The following is a 14117-nucleotide window of genomic DNA, read 5'->3' on the forward strand; positions in this document are numbered from 1 at the left end:
AACCGGCAAGCCCGGCAAGCCCGGCAAGCCCGGCAAGCCCGGCCCGGGCACCGGCGCGGGCATGGTGATCGGCGTCCTGGACACCGGCATCTGGCCGGAGAGCGCGTCGTTCGCCAAGAAGATGCCCGCCCCGGCGAGCTGGCGCGGCACCTGCCAGACCGGTGTCGCCTTCGTGGCCGAGCACTGCAACGGCAAGATCGTCGGCGCCCGGTACTTCGCCGACTCGTGGCTCGCCTACGGCGGCTCGATCCCCGAGGGCGAGGTGCTGTCCCCCCGCGACATGGCCGGCCACGGCACGCACACCGCCTCCACCGCGGCCGGTCTGCCGCTGCCGAACGTCACCATCGACGGTCGCCGCTTCGGCCCGGTCTCCGGGGTGGCCCCGGACGCCCAGATCGCCGTCTACAAGGTGCTCTGGGGCGGCATGGGCTACGACGCCGACATCATCGCCGGTATCGACGCGGCGGTCGCCGACGGGGTGCAGGTGCTGAACTTCTCGATCGGCTCCGACCTCGGCGACTGGGAGGCCAACACCCCGATCGGGGTCGCGTTCCTCAACGCCTCGCTGGCCGGGGTCTTCGTGGCGGCGTCGGCGGGAAACACCGGCATCGTGAGCGGGGCGATCAGCAACGCGGCACCGTGGGTGACCACTGTCGGCGCGGCGGTGACGAAACTCGACGAGGCCACCGTCAGGCTGGGCGACGGCACCAAGCTCGTCGGCGGCTCCCTGGACGCCCTGCCCGGTGGCGCCTCGCTACCGTTGGTCTTCGGCGAACAGGCCGGATCGCCCGATCTGGGCGCGGTCTACTGCGAGCCGGGCAGCCTCGACCCTGCCAAGATCAAGGGCAAGGTGGTCGCCTGCGCGCTCTCCGACCTGTTCGGCTCCGTCGCCGAGATCAAGGCCAAGGGCGGGGCGGCGATGGTCGTCTTCGAACCGGTCGGCAACTACCGGATCAACTCCATCTTCAGCTTCCCGGTGGTCTACCTGCCGACCGAGAAGCAGGCCGGCACGTTGTTCAACTACCTGATGCGCCACCCGACCGACGCGACGGCGTCGTTGCGCAGCGGCGGGGACGGCTCCAGCGTCCCGGGCCTGCCCAGCGTGGCGGACTTCTCCTCCACCGGTCCGGACAAGGTGGCCACGGCGTGCTCAAGCCGGACCTGGTCGCACCGGGGTCGAACATCATCGCCGCGGTCTCCCCGGCGGGCAACTTCGGTCGGGAGTACGACGCGTACTCCGGCACCTCGATGGCCTCGCCGTACGTGGCCGGCGCGTCGGCGATCCTGCGCGCCACGCACCCGGACTGGTCACCCGGCGCGGTCGCCTCGGCGCTGCGCACCACCGCCACCGACACCGTCGGCACCAGCAGCCCGCTGGACCAGGGCAGCGGTTTCGTCAACCTGGCCAAGGCCGCCGACCCCGGCCTGGTCATCCAGCCGACGGCGAAGGAGCTGGTCACGTTCAGCGAGACGGCCCAGCCCGACGGCAAGGAACTCAACCTGCCGGCCATCTCGTTGCGCGAGTACGACGGCACCCGCCCGGTGACGCTCACCCGCACCCTGACCAACGTGGGCAAGACGAAGGAGACCTACCGTTCGTCGGTGTCCGGCCTGCCCGGCATGAAGGCGACCGTGTCGCCGGCATCGGTGACGCTGGCGCCCGGAAAGTCGGCCACGGTCACCATCACGCTGAGCCGGGGCAGCGCGCCCTGGGACCGGTACGTGACCGGGTCGATCACCTGGCGCGGCAAGGCCCACAGCGCCCGGATCCCGGTCGCCGCCCGCCCGTGGGGCATCACCCCGCGACCGTACGGTGACGACGGGGAGGAGTTCGGCCGGATGGTCAACGGCGCGTCCGGCTCGGTCCAGCCCGGCTTCACCGGACCGTTCGCCGGCCGCAGCACCGGTTACACGCCGATGCGGCGCACGTCGTACTCGATGCCGGCCGGCGTCTACGGCGGTGTGTTCGACCCGAGCGCGACCGGGGTGAAGAAGTTCGACCTGACCGTCCCGGCGAACACAGCCGGCATCGTGGTCGACGTGAACGCCGACGACCCGAACACCAACCTCGACCTGTACCTGTACCAGGGCGACAAGCTGATCTACAGCAGTGACAGGTACTGGACCAGCGCGGAGCAGGCCTACAAGTTCCTGCCCGAGCCGGGCCGCTACACGGCGTACGTGTTCGCGCAGTTCCCCGGTGGTCCGGTCGTCGACTTCCAGTTCGGGCAGGCCATCATCGGTCGAAACGCCACGTACGCGGGTGCCACGCTGGAGGTTCCTTCCACCGTGGAGCGTGGCCTGACCTACGGGTTCACGGTGAAGCCGAAGAAGCCGCTGGCCGACGGTGACTTCTGGGCCTACACCGAGTGGAGCACCAACGGCACGGTGATCCCCGGCAACCTCGTCTACGCCCAGCAGAGTTCCTGGCAGTAACCAGTGCTGAGCCGTGGGGCGGTGCCGGTGCGCGCCGCCCCACGGTCCGGTTCGACACAGCGTAGATCTTGGACAGTTACCGTCGACGCGGAACGGCAACTGTCCAAGATTTACGCCGTCGGCTTCCGGGCGAGCCGGTAGCGGTGGCGGGCGGGGTGAACCCCGCCCGCCACCGCTCGGCGATCAGTTGACCGTGACGGTCAGGTTGATCGAGCGGGTCTCCCCGCTGGTGTAGGTGGTCGTCACCCGGGCGGTGTAGGTGCCCTTGCGGGGGTAGTTGTGCGCGATCGACCGCAGCGTCGCGCCGTGCGTGATGGCGCTGTTGTCGCCGAAGTCCCACGCGTAGTCGGTGATGCTCTGCCCGGACGGTGCCGTCGCGGTGGCGGTGAGCGTGGTGTTGAGCGTTCCGGTGCCGCTGGCCGGGTTGGCGGTCAGCGAGAGCGTCCCGCCGGGTTCCTGCTTGACCCCGGCGCCGTTGAACCGTAGCCAGTCCAGCGCGAGCAGGTCGGGGGTGCCGCCGGACTGGGCGGCGTTGACGAACTTCGCGTACAGCGTGGTGGTGCCGGTCGGCTTGTTGGTGAGCGTGACGGTGGGCGAGACCAGGTTGTCCCACCCGCCGGTCGAGCCGATGGCGGCGGTGCCGATCAGCGTGCCGGTCGGCGAGCCGGTGCGCAGCTCGATGGTGCCGCCGAGGCCGCCGTTGGTCACCCCGAGCGTCACCGAGCCGACGTTGCGCAGGTCCACCGGCCCGTACCCGACCCAGTCGTTGTGGTCGACGTCGCCGAGCCGCTTGCCGGCGCGGGCGGTGGCCCGGTCGTTGACAGTGACGCCGGACTGGGCGCTGAAGTGCTCGGCCTCCTTGCTCTTGGGTTGCAGCTGGACCCGGGTCGAGCCGGTCAGCGCCGGTACGCCGCCGGCCGCGCCGCCGTCGGTGTACTGCGCGGTGATCAGGGTGTAGAGGTTCTGCCCCGGTCCGTGCCCGTCGCCGGCGTCCGCCTCGGTGGCGAGCAGCCCCGAGCAGCCGGTGTAGACGTCCAGCGGGTGGGCGTGCGCGTCGTGGCCGAGCTGCGTCTGCACTGTCACCTTGGCGCAGTCGATGGTGGTGTCCTCCGGGTCGTGACCGTCACCGTGTACGGGATCTTGTCGCCGAAGTCGAAGAAGCCGCCGTCGGGCACGCTGATGGTCACCGTGGGTCGGGTGTTGCCGACCACCACGTCGGTGACCGCGCTGGCGGTCAGCCCGTTGCCGCTGTTGCGTACGGTCAGTCGGGCGGTGTACCGGCCGGCGGTGGAGTAGGTGAAGCTCGGGTTGGCGGCGGTCGAGTCGGTGCTGCCGTCGTTGGTGAAGTCCCAGGCGTAGCTGAGCGCCGTGCCGTCACCCGCCGCCGTGCCGGCCGAGGAGAAGCTGACAGTGAGCGGCGCGCGCCCGCTGTCCGGACTGGTGGTGATCTTCGCGGTCGGCGGTCGGCCGTTGGCCACGTAGTCGATCCGGTAGATGCCGGCGCCGGCGTTGCTGCCGCCGCGACCACTGCCGGTGCCCTCGCCGAAGTCGATGACGTAGAGCGAACCGTCCGGGCCGAACTCCGCCTCGAAGGGCTGGATCCAGCTCATGTTGTCGAAGATGCCGTTGATCGACTGGAGGTCACCGACGGCGGTCGGCCCGAACCGCGCGTTGCTGAACGTCTGTGCCGTCTTGTGGATGGAGAGCGTCTTGAACCACCTGCGGGTCAGTTCGTAGGTGATCCACTTGCCCTCGAAGTACTCCGGGAACTTCGTGGTGCGGGTGTTGGCCGGGTCGTAGTCGTAGACCGGCCCGCTCATCGGCCCACCACCGCCGGTGCCCAGCTCCGGGAACTGGCTGGAGGCCGAGTACGCGTACCAGACCAGCGCCGATCTCGCCGCCGGCAGGGTGGTCAGGCCGGTGTTGTTCGGTGAGTTGTTCACCGGCGCGGCGCAGTTGAACTTCGCCCCCGGGGTGTTGGTGGCGAAGTTGTAGTCGTTGAACGGAATGTTGTTGCCCACGCAGTACGGCCAACCGAAGTTGCCGGCCGCGGTGATCCGGTTGAACTCGACAGTCCCCTCCGGGCCACGGTTGGGGTCGGCGGCGCGGGCATCCGGGCCGTAGTCGGCCACCAGCACCGCGTTGGTCTGCGGCTCGATGGTGATCCGGAACGGGTTGCGCATGCCCATCGCGTAGATCTCCGGCCGGGTCCGGGCGGTGCCGGGGGCGAAGAGGTTGCCGCTGGGCACGGTGTACGTACCGTCGGCCTGCGGGGTGATCCGCAGGATCTTGCCGCGCAGGTCGTTGGTGTTGCCGGCGGTGCCCTGGGCGTCCCAGGCGGCCCGGCCGGAGCGCTCGTCGATCGGGGTGTAGCCGCTGGACGCGAACGGGTCGGTGTTGTCGCCGATCGCCGCGTAGAGCCGGCCGGCCGCGTCCATGGCCAGCGAGCCGCCCATGTGCGAGTTGGCCCGGCCCTCACCCCGGTAGGTGGGGATGGCCAGCAGGCGTTTCTCCGAGGAGAGCGCCACGCTGTTGTTCGCGACAGTGAACCGGGACAGGTTGAGCTGTTTCAGCGTCTTGTCCGACCAGAGGAGATAGATCCAGCCGTTGCTGGCGAAGTTGCGGTCCAGGGTCATCCCGAGCAGCCCGTCGGACTGGTCGGTCATCGCCGAGGTGTACGCGAAGTCCAGCAGGGTGCTGACCTGGAGGGTGTCGGAGTTGACCACCTTCAACGCGCCGGTGCGCTGGATGTAGTAGACCTTCCGGTCCGGGGCGACGGCCAGCTCGAAGGGATCGGCCAGGTTCTCGGTGACCAGACCCACCCGCTCGAAGTTGCTGGTCCTGGTGGCCGAGCAGTCACCGGCGACCGCGCCGGCCGCCCACTCGATGCCGTAGCGCAGGTGCTCCAGGAACCTCGCGTCGCTGAACTGGGAGCTGGCGTGCCCGCCGGCGGTGAACCAGGATCGGCCGCCGTCGTAGCGCTGACACCAGGAGTACGCGTGGTCGACGCCCTCGTCCAGCCCGTTGATCCCGTCGCGCACCTTGATCTGCGCGAGGGTGTGCACGTTGCCGGTGGGGTTGGTCCGCCAGTTGTACCACTCCTCGCTCTGCTCCCACAGCTCCGGCAGGTTGCGAGTGGAGGGGTGGGCGCGGTCGAGCACCTTGACCCGGCCGGGGAAGGTGCCGCCGGTGGCCGAGAAGTCGGGGTGGTAGTCGAAGATCGTGCCGACCAGGCCCTCGTACCAGGTCCAGTCGCGTTCGCTGGCCGAGGCGGCGTGCAGGCCGGCCCAGCCGCCGCCGTTGCGGATGAACGTCTGCAACGCCGCCCGCTGGCTGGCGTTGAGCAGGTCGCCCGAGGTCGGCAGCGAGTTGGTGTTGTTGAAGACGAGCGCGTCGAAGGTGGCGAGGTTGGCGTCGGTGAACGCGGCGGCGTCGGTGGTGGCGACGACCTCGAAGTTGTGCGCGGCGCCGAGCTGCTGGATGGCGGCGATGCCCGCCGGGATCGAGTCGTGGTAGTAGTTGGTGATCTTGGAGAAGACCAGCACCCGGAAGCGGGGCGCGGCCTCGGCGGGCAGGGCGGTGGTGGTGCTGACCATGGCGGCGATGGCGAGCAGGATGAGGCCGAACGTGCGGAGATGTCGGGGCATGGGGGCGCTCCCTGTCGGACGGTGAGGGTCGGAAAGCGCTTTCTCGCTGCCCGCATCACGGTACTGACAGCCAGTGATGACCGTCAATAGTGTCTGGTAAGCGTTTTCCTGCGCTGGCGGTGTCAACCCCGGGACGGCGCCACCGGTGTCCGCAGGGTCGGCGACCGTCCCGGATCGACGCGTCGATCCCGACCCGGACCGGCGGCTCACCGAACCCGACGACATCCCCGCCAGGCTGACCGGCATGGAAGAGGTCGAGGCCGTCGCTCGCCCACCGCCAGGCGGCGACGCGGCTCGGCCGAGCGATGGCCGCGCTGATGTTAGGCCCCAGCGGCTGGTGGATCGTCGGGAGGGTGCACCTTTGATGCGCCGAGACGCCGCAATGCCCGCGTGGCCTCGCCGGAGACGACGGAGTCAGAATCGTGGCTGAGAGTCGCCAACAATTCCACGAACGCTCTGCGTTCGGCGGCGGTCACGATGACACGCTTCGTATCCCTTGTTGTGGCGTCACCGTACAACTTCGCCAAGATCGTCTGGTCGGCGGAATCCTCTCCCTCGCCCAGGGCCCAGGCCGCTACCAGTCTGACCCCATCCTCCCTCTTGGGGGTGAGACCGAAGGTCGAGAAGTGTGTGTACCGGCGGGGGGACCCGAGTTTCACCATCATGCGAACGATCGATCGCTGGACGCCGTAATCAGCTGGGCTGACTCGGTGCAGCGCCCGGCCCAGCGCGTCGGTGAGAGGATCGGTGAGGTGCCATGAGCGCAGCAGCAACCCGACTGCCAATCGACTGACGCGCGCCTGAGAGAAGATGCCGCGGCCCAGCACCTGGCCCAGCCCGGGTACTCGCGGCGGCAGTCCGGCGGGGAGCAGTTCCTCAGCCTCCAGGAGATCCGCGAACTCGCCGAGCAGCGTGCCAAGGAACGAATCCGGCTCGAACGTTGCCGGTTTGAGCCGCAACTGCGCGACGTCCTCGCGGAGGTCCGCGATGGCGTGCCGGGCACGAACCGTCAGTAGAACGTTCGGTTGGGACGCCCAGACCAGCGCTTCTTCGCGTGCGGTGTAGAGGACGTCGGTCCGGCAGAGCGCGGCGGCGGAATAGTCGGTTATCGCCCCGACCGCGGACAGGGCTACATCGTTCGACTCACTGAGCGCCCGGAAGCGGCGGATGACGGGTTCGATGATGGTGCCGGCAAGAACACCGTCATCGAGTGTGTCGCCGAGGCTGAGGAGGGTGGACCAGGACTGTTCGCCGTCCATGAAGCCCAGCGCCTCAGTGGTGTTGAAGTAGTGGAGCGGATCGTCGCGACAGTGCGTCGCGACATCTTCGGACACGTCGTCTCCGATGACAATGAGCGCCTCGCGGATCAGCCGGAGGTCTTTTTCATAGCAGCGACCCGCGTCCTCCATCAACCTGCCGAAAAAGGCGTCCCGCATGCGCTCGGTCCCCGCGAAGAGATCGCGCCTGTTCCGATACAGGTAGGCGAGCCGGATCCACTCGTAAGGGGCAATCTGCTCGCCGCGCCCAAGTCGCCAGAGCAGTTCGAGTTCCACATGGGAAGCCTGGCCGAGTTTGGCCAACGCGGTTCCCGGAGTCGCGCCGCCGATGCGAGTGAGGTAAAGAAATGGATCGACAAGATCGTACGGAGCGAGCTGTAGTGCCTCTTCGTAAGACAGGCAGCGCTCGATCGTGAAGCTCAGCTCGGCGTTCTCGAGGCGGTTGATGGTGGTCGGACGAAGATCGGTGCCACAGGTGGCCAACCTCCGGGCGAAGGTGGCGGTATCTCGAATGTCGGGAGAAGGGTGATAGGCGCGAATCGCGCGAATCAGCCAAGCGAAGGTCTCCACCCCCGTGCGTGGCGATTGCATCGGCAGGAGGCGGCGTCCCGAGGTTGCCATCGTCACCCGACCCCATTTACACGATCAACTTTTACTTGTCAAGAACATGCACCGGCCATGCTTCGCCATGCAATATACGTGATCCCGCGCCGCCTCGGCATCACTCTTGTGTCGGTAGGTTCCGACCAGGAGGTATTCATGGGGACAAGGTGGTTGGTAGGAACTCTGCTCACGGGATTTTGCGTCGCCGTCCTGCTCGAAGCGGGATTCCCAGAAACAATTGTCGTTGGCGGAAGCGACTTCTGGCTGACGGTGGCGAGTGGAGCCGTGCTTCTTGTTCGCCTGCTTGCTCGTCGCGCCGCGAATCGGGTCCTTCGCGTCGCCGCACCGAGCGCCGCTTCAGCTTCTCGGGAGAACCAGCTGGCCCAACTGTGTCTGGTTATTGACGCGGAAAAGCGGTCGGTTGTCATGACCGCGACCTATGTGACCAACTCGAAGTGAGGATTGGCTCCGATGCCCGAAAACTACCGTACGTCGTCCCGTCCCTATCATGGTCCGGCGTTCTTCTCGGTGGAGGAGACGTGCACGGTGAGCGGAAGTGATGGCCGCCGGTTCGTCCGGCACGTCGTCCGCCATCCCGGCGGTTCCGCCGTTGTCGCATTGATCGGCCGGTCCGCCCTGTGCGTTCAACAGTACCGACCAGCAATCGAACGGGTGACGCTCGAACTGCCGGCGGGTCGGCCCGACGGTGCCGAGAGTGCGATCGAGACGGCCTCGCGTGAGCTACGCGAGGAGACAGGTCTCCGTGCCGTTAGCTTGGCACCCCTTACCCAATTCTTCAACGCGCCGTGCTTCTGCGACGGGTTGACCGAGGTGTTCGTTACGGATGACTTCGAACGAGGTGGCGCCGAGCCAGGTCAGGACTTTCCGACAAACGTCAGGCTTGTCGGCCTCGACGACGTCGAGAGCCTGGTGCGGGACGGGTCGCTCGTGGACGCCAAGACGATTCTGGGCCTCCTGCTGGCACGCTCTTGGGTGGACGGGTCATGAGTCCCAAGAAGTCCGACGAGGGGGCGGGCCTGCACGTGGCGATCATCATGGACGGCAATCGCCGCTGGGCGAAGTCAAGGATGCTGCCAAGTCACAAGGGACACGAGCAGGTCTCTCACTCGATCGCGCAATGCATCCGCGCGGCGCCCGACCTGGGCGTGCGATGGCTCACCCTGTACGCGTTCTCGACGGAGAACTGGACACGTCCAGCCGCCGAGGTCCGGTATCTCATGGTGCCGGACCAGTGGCTGCTCAGGCCGCAGCTGGTCGCCGATTGTATGAGTTCCCAGGTGTCGGTGCGATTCATCGGCTCCCGAGACGACGCGCGGATTCCGTCGCCGTGTCGAGAGTGGATGGAGGAGGTCGAGGCGCGAACCAAAACAGCGGATCCGCGTCTGACCGTCACCCTCGCCTTCAATTACGGCGGGCGCGCCGAGATATTGGACGGGGTTCGACGGGCGCTGGCTGGCGGGCCGGTCGGAGAGGGGGTCGAGTTCGTCTCGACACTCTGGAGCGGCGAGCTGCCCGACGTCGACCTGTTGGTGCGCACCTCCGGCGAGCAACGGCTGTCGAACTTCATGCTCTGGCGGTGTGCGTATTCCGAACTGCTCTTCACTCCCACCTTGTGGCCCGACTTCGGATCGGACGACCTGGCTGCGGCGGTCGCCGAGTACCGACATCGCAGCAGGACGTTCGGTGGTGGCGTCTGACCGTAGCCGTCGGGTGACGCGAGGGCTACGAAGGCCCTTCGCGCGGGTGACCTGACCAGACACCTGCCGGCGTGCGGCTGCCGGAGCCGGGCCATCGTGCTCACTCCGGCAGCCGAGACCCCACCATCACCACCCTGGGCGACGTCGCCGCCGGCGAGGCCGCGCCGGCCGACCTGCTCAACCCAGCGGCAGCTGGGCGGGCCGATCGCCCTGGCCGGTCGCGCCCACCCCCTCGGGTGCGGTGATCACCCGGCGCGGCAGCACCGGAGCGTCCCGGCCGGTGCCGCCCCGGTTGTCGCCGCCGGACGACTGCTCGTGGTAGTCCTGCTCCACGTTCACCGACCAGACGTCGTGCGTACTGCCGGTGGCGATGTTCTCCGCGGTGAGCATCGCGGTCAGCATCGAATGGTCCTGGTTGTTGTAGCGGTGCATGCCGTTGCGGCCCACCGGGTGCACGTTCGGCACCGCCTCCGCCAGCCAGGCCCGGATCGTGTCCACGTTGTGCTGGTAGCGCTCGTCGTACACCGGGTAGGCCTTGGGCATGCGCACGACGTAGCCGGCCTCCACCACGCCGGGACGGACCAACCCCAACCGCTCCAGCTCCGCGGTGCCCAACGCCACCAGGTCGGCGTCCGGGGTACGCCACATCTCGTCGTCCTCGAACACGAAGTACTCCAGACCGAGGCAGGTGCGGCCGTCCTTGACCAGGTACGGCGACCAGGAGCCGAAGTTCTGGATCCGCCCCACCCGCACCCCCGGGTCGTGCACGTAGATCCAGTTGTCCGGAAACGAGAACTCCGCCGGCACCACCAGGGCGACCGTCAGAAAATCGCGGTAGCGCAGGTCGGCCGCGCAGGCCAGCACGTCCGGGGGCGCCGGCGGGTGCAGCGCGGCCACCAGCTCCGAGATCGGCATGGACGAGATCACGTGGTCGGCCACCTCGGTGCGTTGCCCGCCCACCCCGTTGACAGTCACGCTGATCGCCCGCCGTCGCGTCGGGTCGCGGTGCACGGCGGTGACCCAGCTGCCGGTGAACACCTGCCCGCCCCGCTCGCGGACCTGCTCGGCGCAGCGCTCCCACATCATTCCCGGGCCGTACTTCGGGTACTGGAACTCCTCGATCAGGCTGGTCACGTCCGTGCGTCGACGCCGGGGCAGCAGCGCGTTGCGGATCGCCGTGGCCAGCGACAGGTTCTTGATCCGCTGCGCCGCCCAGTCGCCCGCATCCGGTCCGCCGGCATTCCCCAGACCTTCTCGGTGTACGTCTTGAAGAAGATCGAGTACAGCCGCCAGCCGAAGCGGGCCGACACCCAGCCCTCGAAGTGTGACTGGTCCGGTGGTGGCCGCAGCCGGGCCCGGGCGTACGAGCCGAGGCAGCGGGCGGCCTCCGGCAGTCCCAGGTTGCGCAGCGCGTTCATCGCGTTGAGCGGGTAGTTGAACAGGGCGCCCCGGTAGAAGATCCGGCTCATCCGGGGCCGGGTCAGGAAGTCCTCGTCCGGCAGGATCTCGTGCCAGAACGCCTCCACCCGGGGCACCTTGGTGAAGAACCGGTGCCCGCCGATGTCGAACCGCCACCCGTCGCGCTCCACCGTCCGGCTGATCCCGCCGACCACCTCGTCGGCCTCGAACACCTGGACCGACCGGCCGTGCCGGAGCAACTCATAGGCGGCCGTGAGCCCCGCCGGGCCCGCACCGATGACCACCGTGCCGTGTTGCTCACTCATGTTGCCGCGCTCCCTGCTCACCGCCGTGGTCGAGGTGCGGCGTCTACCCGTTCTGCGCAGAATGTCACACTTGGTGACTGGTAGTTCGCGCTTCGCGGGCAGAAAACGGAAACGACGACACCCCCGCGCGGGCGGGGGAGCGGGGGAGCGGGGCGAATGCACCGATGGCGAAGCGGCGCGGCGTGGCTGGTCGCCACCGGCCGCCGCCTGGCCCGACGGGTGCCCGCGCCCTGGCCGTACGTGTTCGGGCTGTTCCTCGGCGCGAAGCTGGTGCTGACACTGCTCGGGCTGCTGGTCCTGCACGCCTGGGACGGCGTTCCCGGCGCCCCACCGGCCGACGAGGCGTTGATGTGGGCGCAGCAGCGCGACATCTCCGGGCACCGGTGGATCTCCTTCTGGTTCGCCTGGGACTCGCTGCTCTACCTGCGGCTGAGTGAACTGCCGCTGAGCGGACCGTGGGCGGACTTCGGCTTCCCGCTGCTCTACCCGTTCCTGGCCCGGCCGGTCGGCGCGCTGCTCGGCGGCGACAACGCCCTCGCCCTGCTGCTGATCAGCAACGTCGCGTTCCTGGTCGCCCTCTACTACGGCTACCGGCTGGCCGAGCTGCTGCTCGGCGACGCACCGGCGGCCCGCCGGTTCACCCGGTACCTGGTGCTGCTGCCGACGGCGTTCCTGTTCCAGGCCGCGCTTACCGAGTCGCTCTTCGTCAGTCTCGCGTTGGCCGCGTTCTACCACGCCGAACACCGACGCTGGGTGCTGGTCGGCGTCCTCGGCTACTTCTTGGCCATGAGCCGGTCCGTCGGCCTGCTCGTCGCGCTGCCGCTGGCCCTGGTGCTGCTCCGGCAGCACGACTGGCGACTCGGCCCGCGCGCCCTGCTCGGCTACCTGCGGATCGGCTGGCCGTTGCTGCTGCTGCCCGCCGGATGGTTCACCTTCATGGCGTACTGCCGGTGGCGCGGTGGGGACTGGTTCGCCTACCAGCACGCCCAGCAGACCGGGTGGGGGATCGAGGTGCAGAACCCGGTGCCGGTGCTCCTCGACGGGTTGGCCGGGGAGCCGCGCGACGCCGGGCGGGTGTGGTTCGCGGTGGCCGTACTCGTCGTGCTGGTCGCCGGGTTCCGCCGCCGGGAACTTTCCTACCTGGTGTACGGCGTCCTCATGGTGCTGGTGCCGCTGTCGATGGGCCCACCGGTGTACAAGAGCCTGCTGCGCTACCTGCTCGCCGCCTTCCCGGTGGCGCTGGTGCTGGCCCGGTGGGCGGCCGGGCCGGTGTCGACGTGTGGCTGACCGCGCTGCTCGCCGTGGTGCAGGGCGTGCTGTTCGTGCTCTGGCTCAACTACTGGACCCACATGATCATCTGATTGGACTGGCCGCCGGCCGGGCAGGATAGCCAGATGACCGAGCCACTGGTGCGCCTCGACGACCTCGGCGCCTGGCTGATCAAGGGCAACGCCGACGCGGTCGACCTGTCCGGCCGGTTCGCCCGGGACCCGCTGGTGACCAGTTGGTGCGTACGCCCCGGCTATCGGGCCCGGCTGATGCACCCCGGGCAGCCGGTGGTCTTCTGGGCCAGCGGCAGCCGTCGGCGGCTGCGCTACGGGGTGTGGGGGATCGGCCGGGTCACCGGGGCAGCCGAGCCGGGCCCGCCGGGGCAACCCTGGTCGGTGCCCCTGGACCTGCCCATCCTCGACGAGCCGGACCGGCTGCCCCGGCAGCGGTTGCGCGCCGACGACCGACTCGCCGCCCTGGAGGTGTTCCGCCAGCCGCAGGCGGCCAATCCCTCGTACCTGACAGTGGCCCAGTTCGCCGCGCTGGCCAGCCATCTCCCGACCTGAGCGTGCCGGGACGGCCCGGGCGGACGGGTCTGTGCGAGCCTGTCACCGATCTTCGACGCGTACCTGAGTGGAGGCCCGGTGTTCGCCCTGCCGCTGACCGAGGATGTCGAGCTGCGCCCGCTCGACCCGTGGCGGGCCGAGGAGTTCCTCGCCCACCTCGATCGGGCCCGTGAGCACATCCAGCCCTGGGTGTCGCCGTCCTTCGTCGCCACCGACCTGGCCTCCGCGCGCGCGGTGTTGCAGCGGTACGCCGACCGGTGGGCCAGCGACAGCGGCGGCATCTGGGGGCTGTGGTGGCGGGGCACGCTCGTCGGCGGGGTCATGTTCGTGTCGTTCGACGTGACCCGGGGCGTCTGCGAGGTCGGTTGCTGGGTCGAGCCGGCGGCGCAGGGCAGGGGTCTGGTCGCCCCGGCGGTCCGCCGGATCGTCGACTGGGCGGTACGTGAGCGCGGCATCCAGCGGGTGGAGTGGCGGACCAACGCCGACAACACCCGCAGCAAGGCCCTCGCCGACCGGCTCGGCCTGCGCCTCGACGGCACGTTGCGCCAGGTCAGCCCCGGTCCGCACGGTCGGATCGACCTTGAGGTCTGGTCTGTGCTGGCCGACGAGTGGCCCGCCGCGCCACGCACCGTCCACTGACGACGACGAATAGTTGTCATACCCGCGCGCCACCATGCATCCATGGCCGTCCCCGCGCTCACTCCTCATTCCGACCCGCCGCGTTCCGTGCCGCTGCGTGAGGCGCGCACCCGGTTCAGCCAGCTCGTCGCGCTGGCCGAGCTGACCGACGCGGTCACCGTCGTCACCCGCCGACGGCGACCCCCGCCCGGTCGCCGCGATCGTCCCCGCCGCAGCCGCCCGCAGTGGCGCACAGGCC

Annotated in this window: 12 protein-coding genes and 3 pseudogenes; 10 read left to right on the forward strand and 5 right to left on the reverse strand. The window is 69.0% G+C overall.

The features are described 5' to 3' along the window. Positions 1-61 precede the first annotated feature (61 nt). From JM949_RS37730 to JM949_RS37735, 3 genes and pseudogenes are all read left to right on the forward strand, one after another. Positions 62-1066 (forward strand): annotated as a pseudogene (locus tag JM949_RS37730) (S8 family serine peptidase); the annotation flags it as partial. Positions 1067-1146: 80 nt separating this feature from the next. After that, positions 1147-1332, forward strand: a pseudogene (locus tag JM949_RS38655) (S8 family serine peptidase); the annotation flags it as partial. 183 nt (positions 1333-1515) lie between these two features. Next, positions 1516-2436 carry a hypothetical protein gene (locus JM949_RS37735; protein ID WP_238433869.1) on the forward strand — a complete coding sequence of 307 codons (921 nt, stop codon included), beginning with the start codon at positions 1516-1518 and terminating at the stop codon, positions 2434-2436. 183 nt (positions 2437-2619) lie between these two features. Here JM949_RS37735 and JM949_RS37740 read toward each other — a convergent pair whose 3' ends face one another. From JM949_RS37740 to JM949_RS25575, 3 genes are all read right to left on the reverse strand, one after another. After that, positions 2620-3519, reverse strand: a complete 900-nt coding sequence (locus JM949_RS37740) for a carbohydrate-binding protein (protein ID WP_309232320.1) — start codon at positions 3517-3519, stop codon at positions 2620-2622. Next, positions 3516-6083, reverse strand: a complete 2568-nt coding sequence (locus JM949_RS25570; RefSeq protein WP_238433866.1) for a ThuA domain-containing protein — start codon at positions 6081-6083, stop codon at positions 3516-3518. Before JM949_RS25570 ends, JM949_RS37740 begins: the two co-directional genes overlap by 4 nt. 320 nt (positions 6084-6403) lie before the next feature. Then, on the reverse strand, positions 6404-7987 hold the full coding sequence (locus JM949_RS25575) for a hypothetical protein (protein WP_203150824.1): 1584 nt from the start codon (positions 7985-7987) through the stop codon (positions 6404-6406). 72 nt (positions 7988-8059) lie between these two features. Here JM949_RS25575 and JM949_RS25580 point away from each other — a divergent pair, with 72 nt between their 5' ends. Genes JM949_RS25580 through uppS form a run of 3 tightly spaced genes read left to right on the forward strand, consistent with a single transcriptional unit; the run spans position 8060 to position 9681 of the window. Next, positions 8060-8422 (forward strand): hypothetical protein, encoded by a 363-nt coding sequence (locus JM949_RS25580; protein ID WP_203150825.1) that lies wholly within the window; start codon positions 8060-8062, stop codon positions 8420-8422. Positions 8423-8434: 12 nt separating this feature from the next. After that, on the forward strand, positions 8435-8971 hold the full coding sequence (locus tag JM949_RS25585) for an NUDIX hydrolase (RefSeq protein ID WP_203150826.1): 537 nt from the start codon (positions 8435-8437) through the stop codon (positions 8969-8971). Continuing rightward, on the forward strand, positions 8968-9681 hold the full coding sequence (gene uppS / locus JM949_RS25590; RefSeq protein WP_203150827.1) for a polyprenyl diphosphate synthase: 714 nt from the start codon (positions 8968-8970) through the stop codon (positions 9679-9681). The genes JM949_RS25585 and uppS overlap by 4 nt, the downstream gene beginning before the upstream one ends. 177 nt (positions 9682-9858) lie before the next feature. On the opposite strand, the gene JM949_RS37745 is transcribed toward uppS, so the two are convergent. Beyond that, positions 9859-10929 carry an FAD-dependent oxidoreductase gene (locus JM949_RS37745; RefSeq protein WP_309232321.1) on the reverse strand — a complete coding sequence of 357 codons (1071 nt, stop codon included), beginning with the start codon at positions 10927-10929 and terminating at the stop codon, positions 9859-9861. Further along, positions 10812-11405 (reverse strand): FAD-dependent oxidoreductase, encoded by a 594-nt coding sequence (locus JM949_RS37750; protein WP_238433867.1) that lies wholly within the window; start codon positions 11403-11405, stop codon positions 10812-10814. The genes JM949_RS37745 and JM949_RS37750 overlap by 118 nt, the downstream gene beginning before the upstream one ends. A gap of 156 nt (positions 11406-11561) precedes the next feature. Between JM949_RS37750 and JM949_RS25600 the strand changes: the two genes are divergently transcribed. From JM949_RS25600 to JM949_RS25615, 4 genes and pseudogenes are all read left to right on the forward strand, one after another. Further along, a complete protein-coding gene (locus tag JM949_RS25600; protein ID WP_238433868.1) occupies positions 11562-12692 on the forward strand; it encodes a hypothetical protein in 1131 nt (376 codons plus the stop codon). A gap of 107 nt (positions 12693-12799) precedes the next feature. Continuing rightward, entirely contained in the window at positions 12800-13240 is a 441-nt protein-coding gene (locus JM949_RS25605; RefSeq protein WP_203150828.1) for a hypothetical protein, read from the forward strand. 78 nt (positions 13241-13318) lie between these two features. Further along, the gene (locus JM949_RS25610; RefSeq protein ID WP_203150829.1) at positions 13319-13879 is read left to right on the forward strand and encodes a GNAT family N-acetyltransferase; all 561 of its coding nucleotides are present in this window, start codon (positions 13319-13321) and stop codon (positions 13877-13879) included. 42 nt (positions 13880-13921) lie between these two features. Continuing rightward, a pseudogene (locus tag JM949_RS25615) lies at positions 13922-14117 on the forward strand (hypothetical protein); the annotation flags it as partial.

The sequence above is a fragment of the Micromonospora tarensis genome, assembly GCF_016803395.1.
Classification (GTDB): domain Bacteria; phylum Actinomycetota; class Actinomycetes; order Mycobacteriales; family Micromonosporaceae; genus Micromonospora; species Micromonospora tarensis.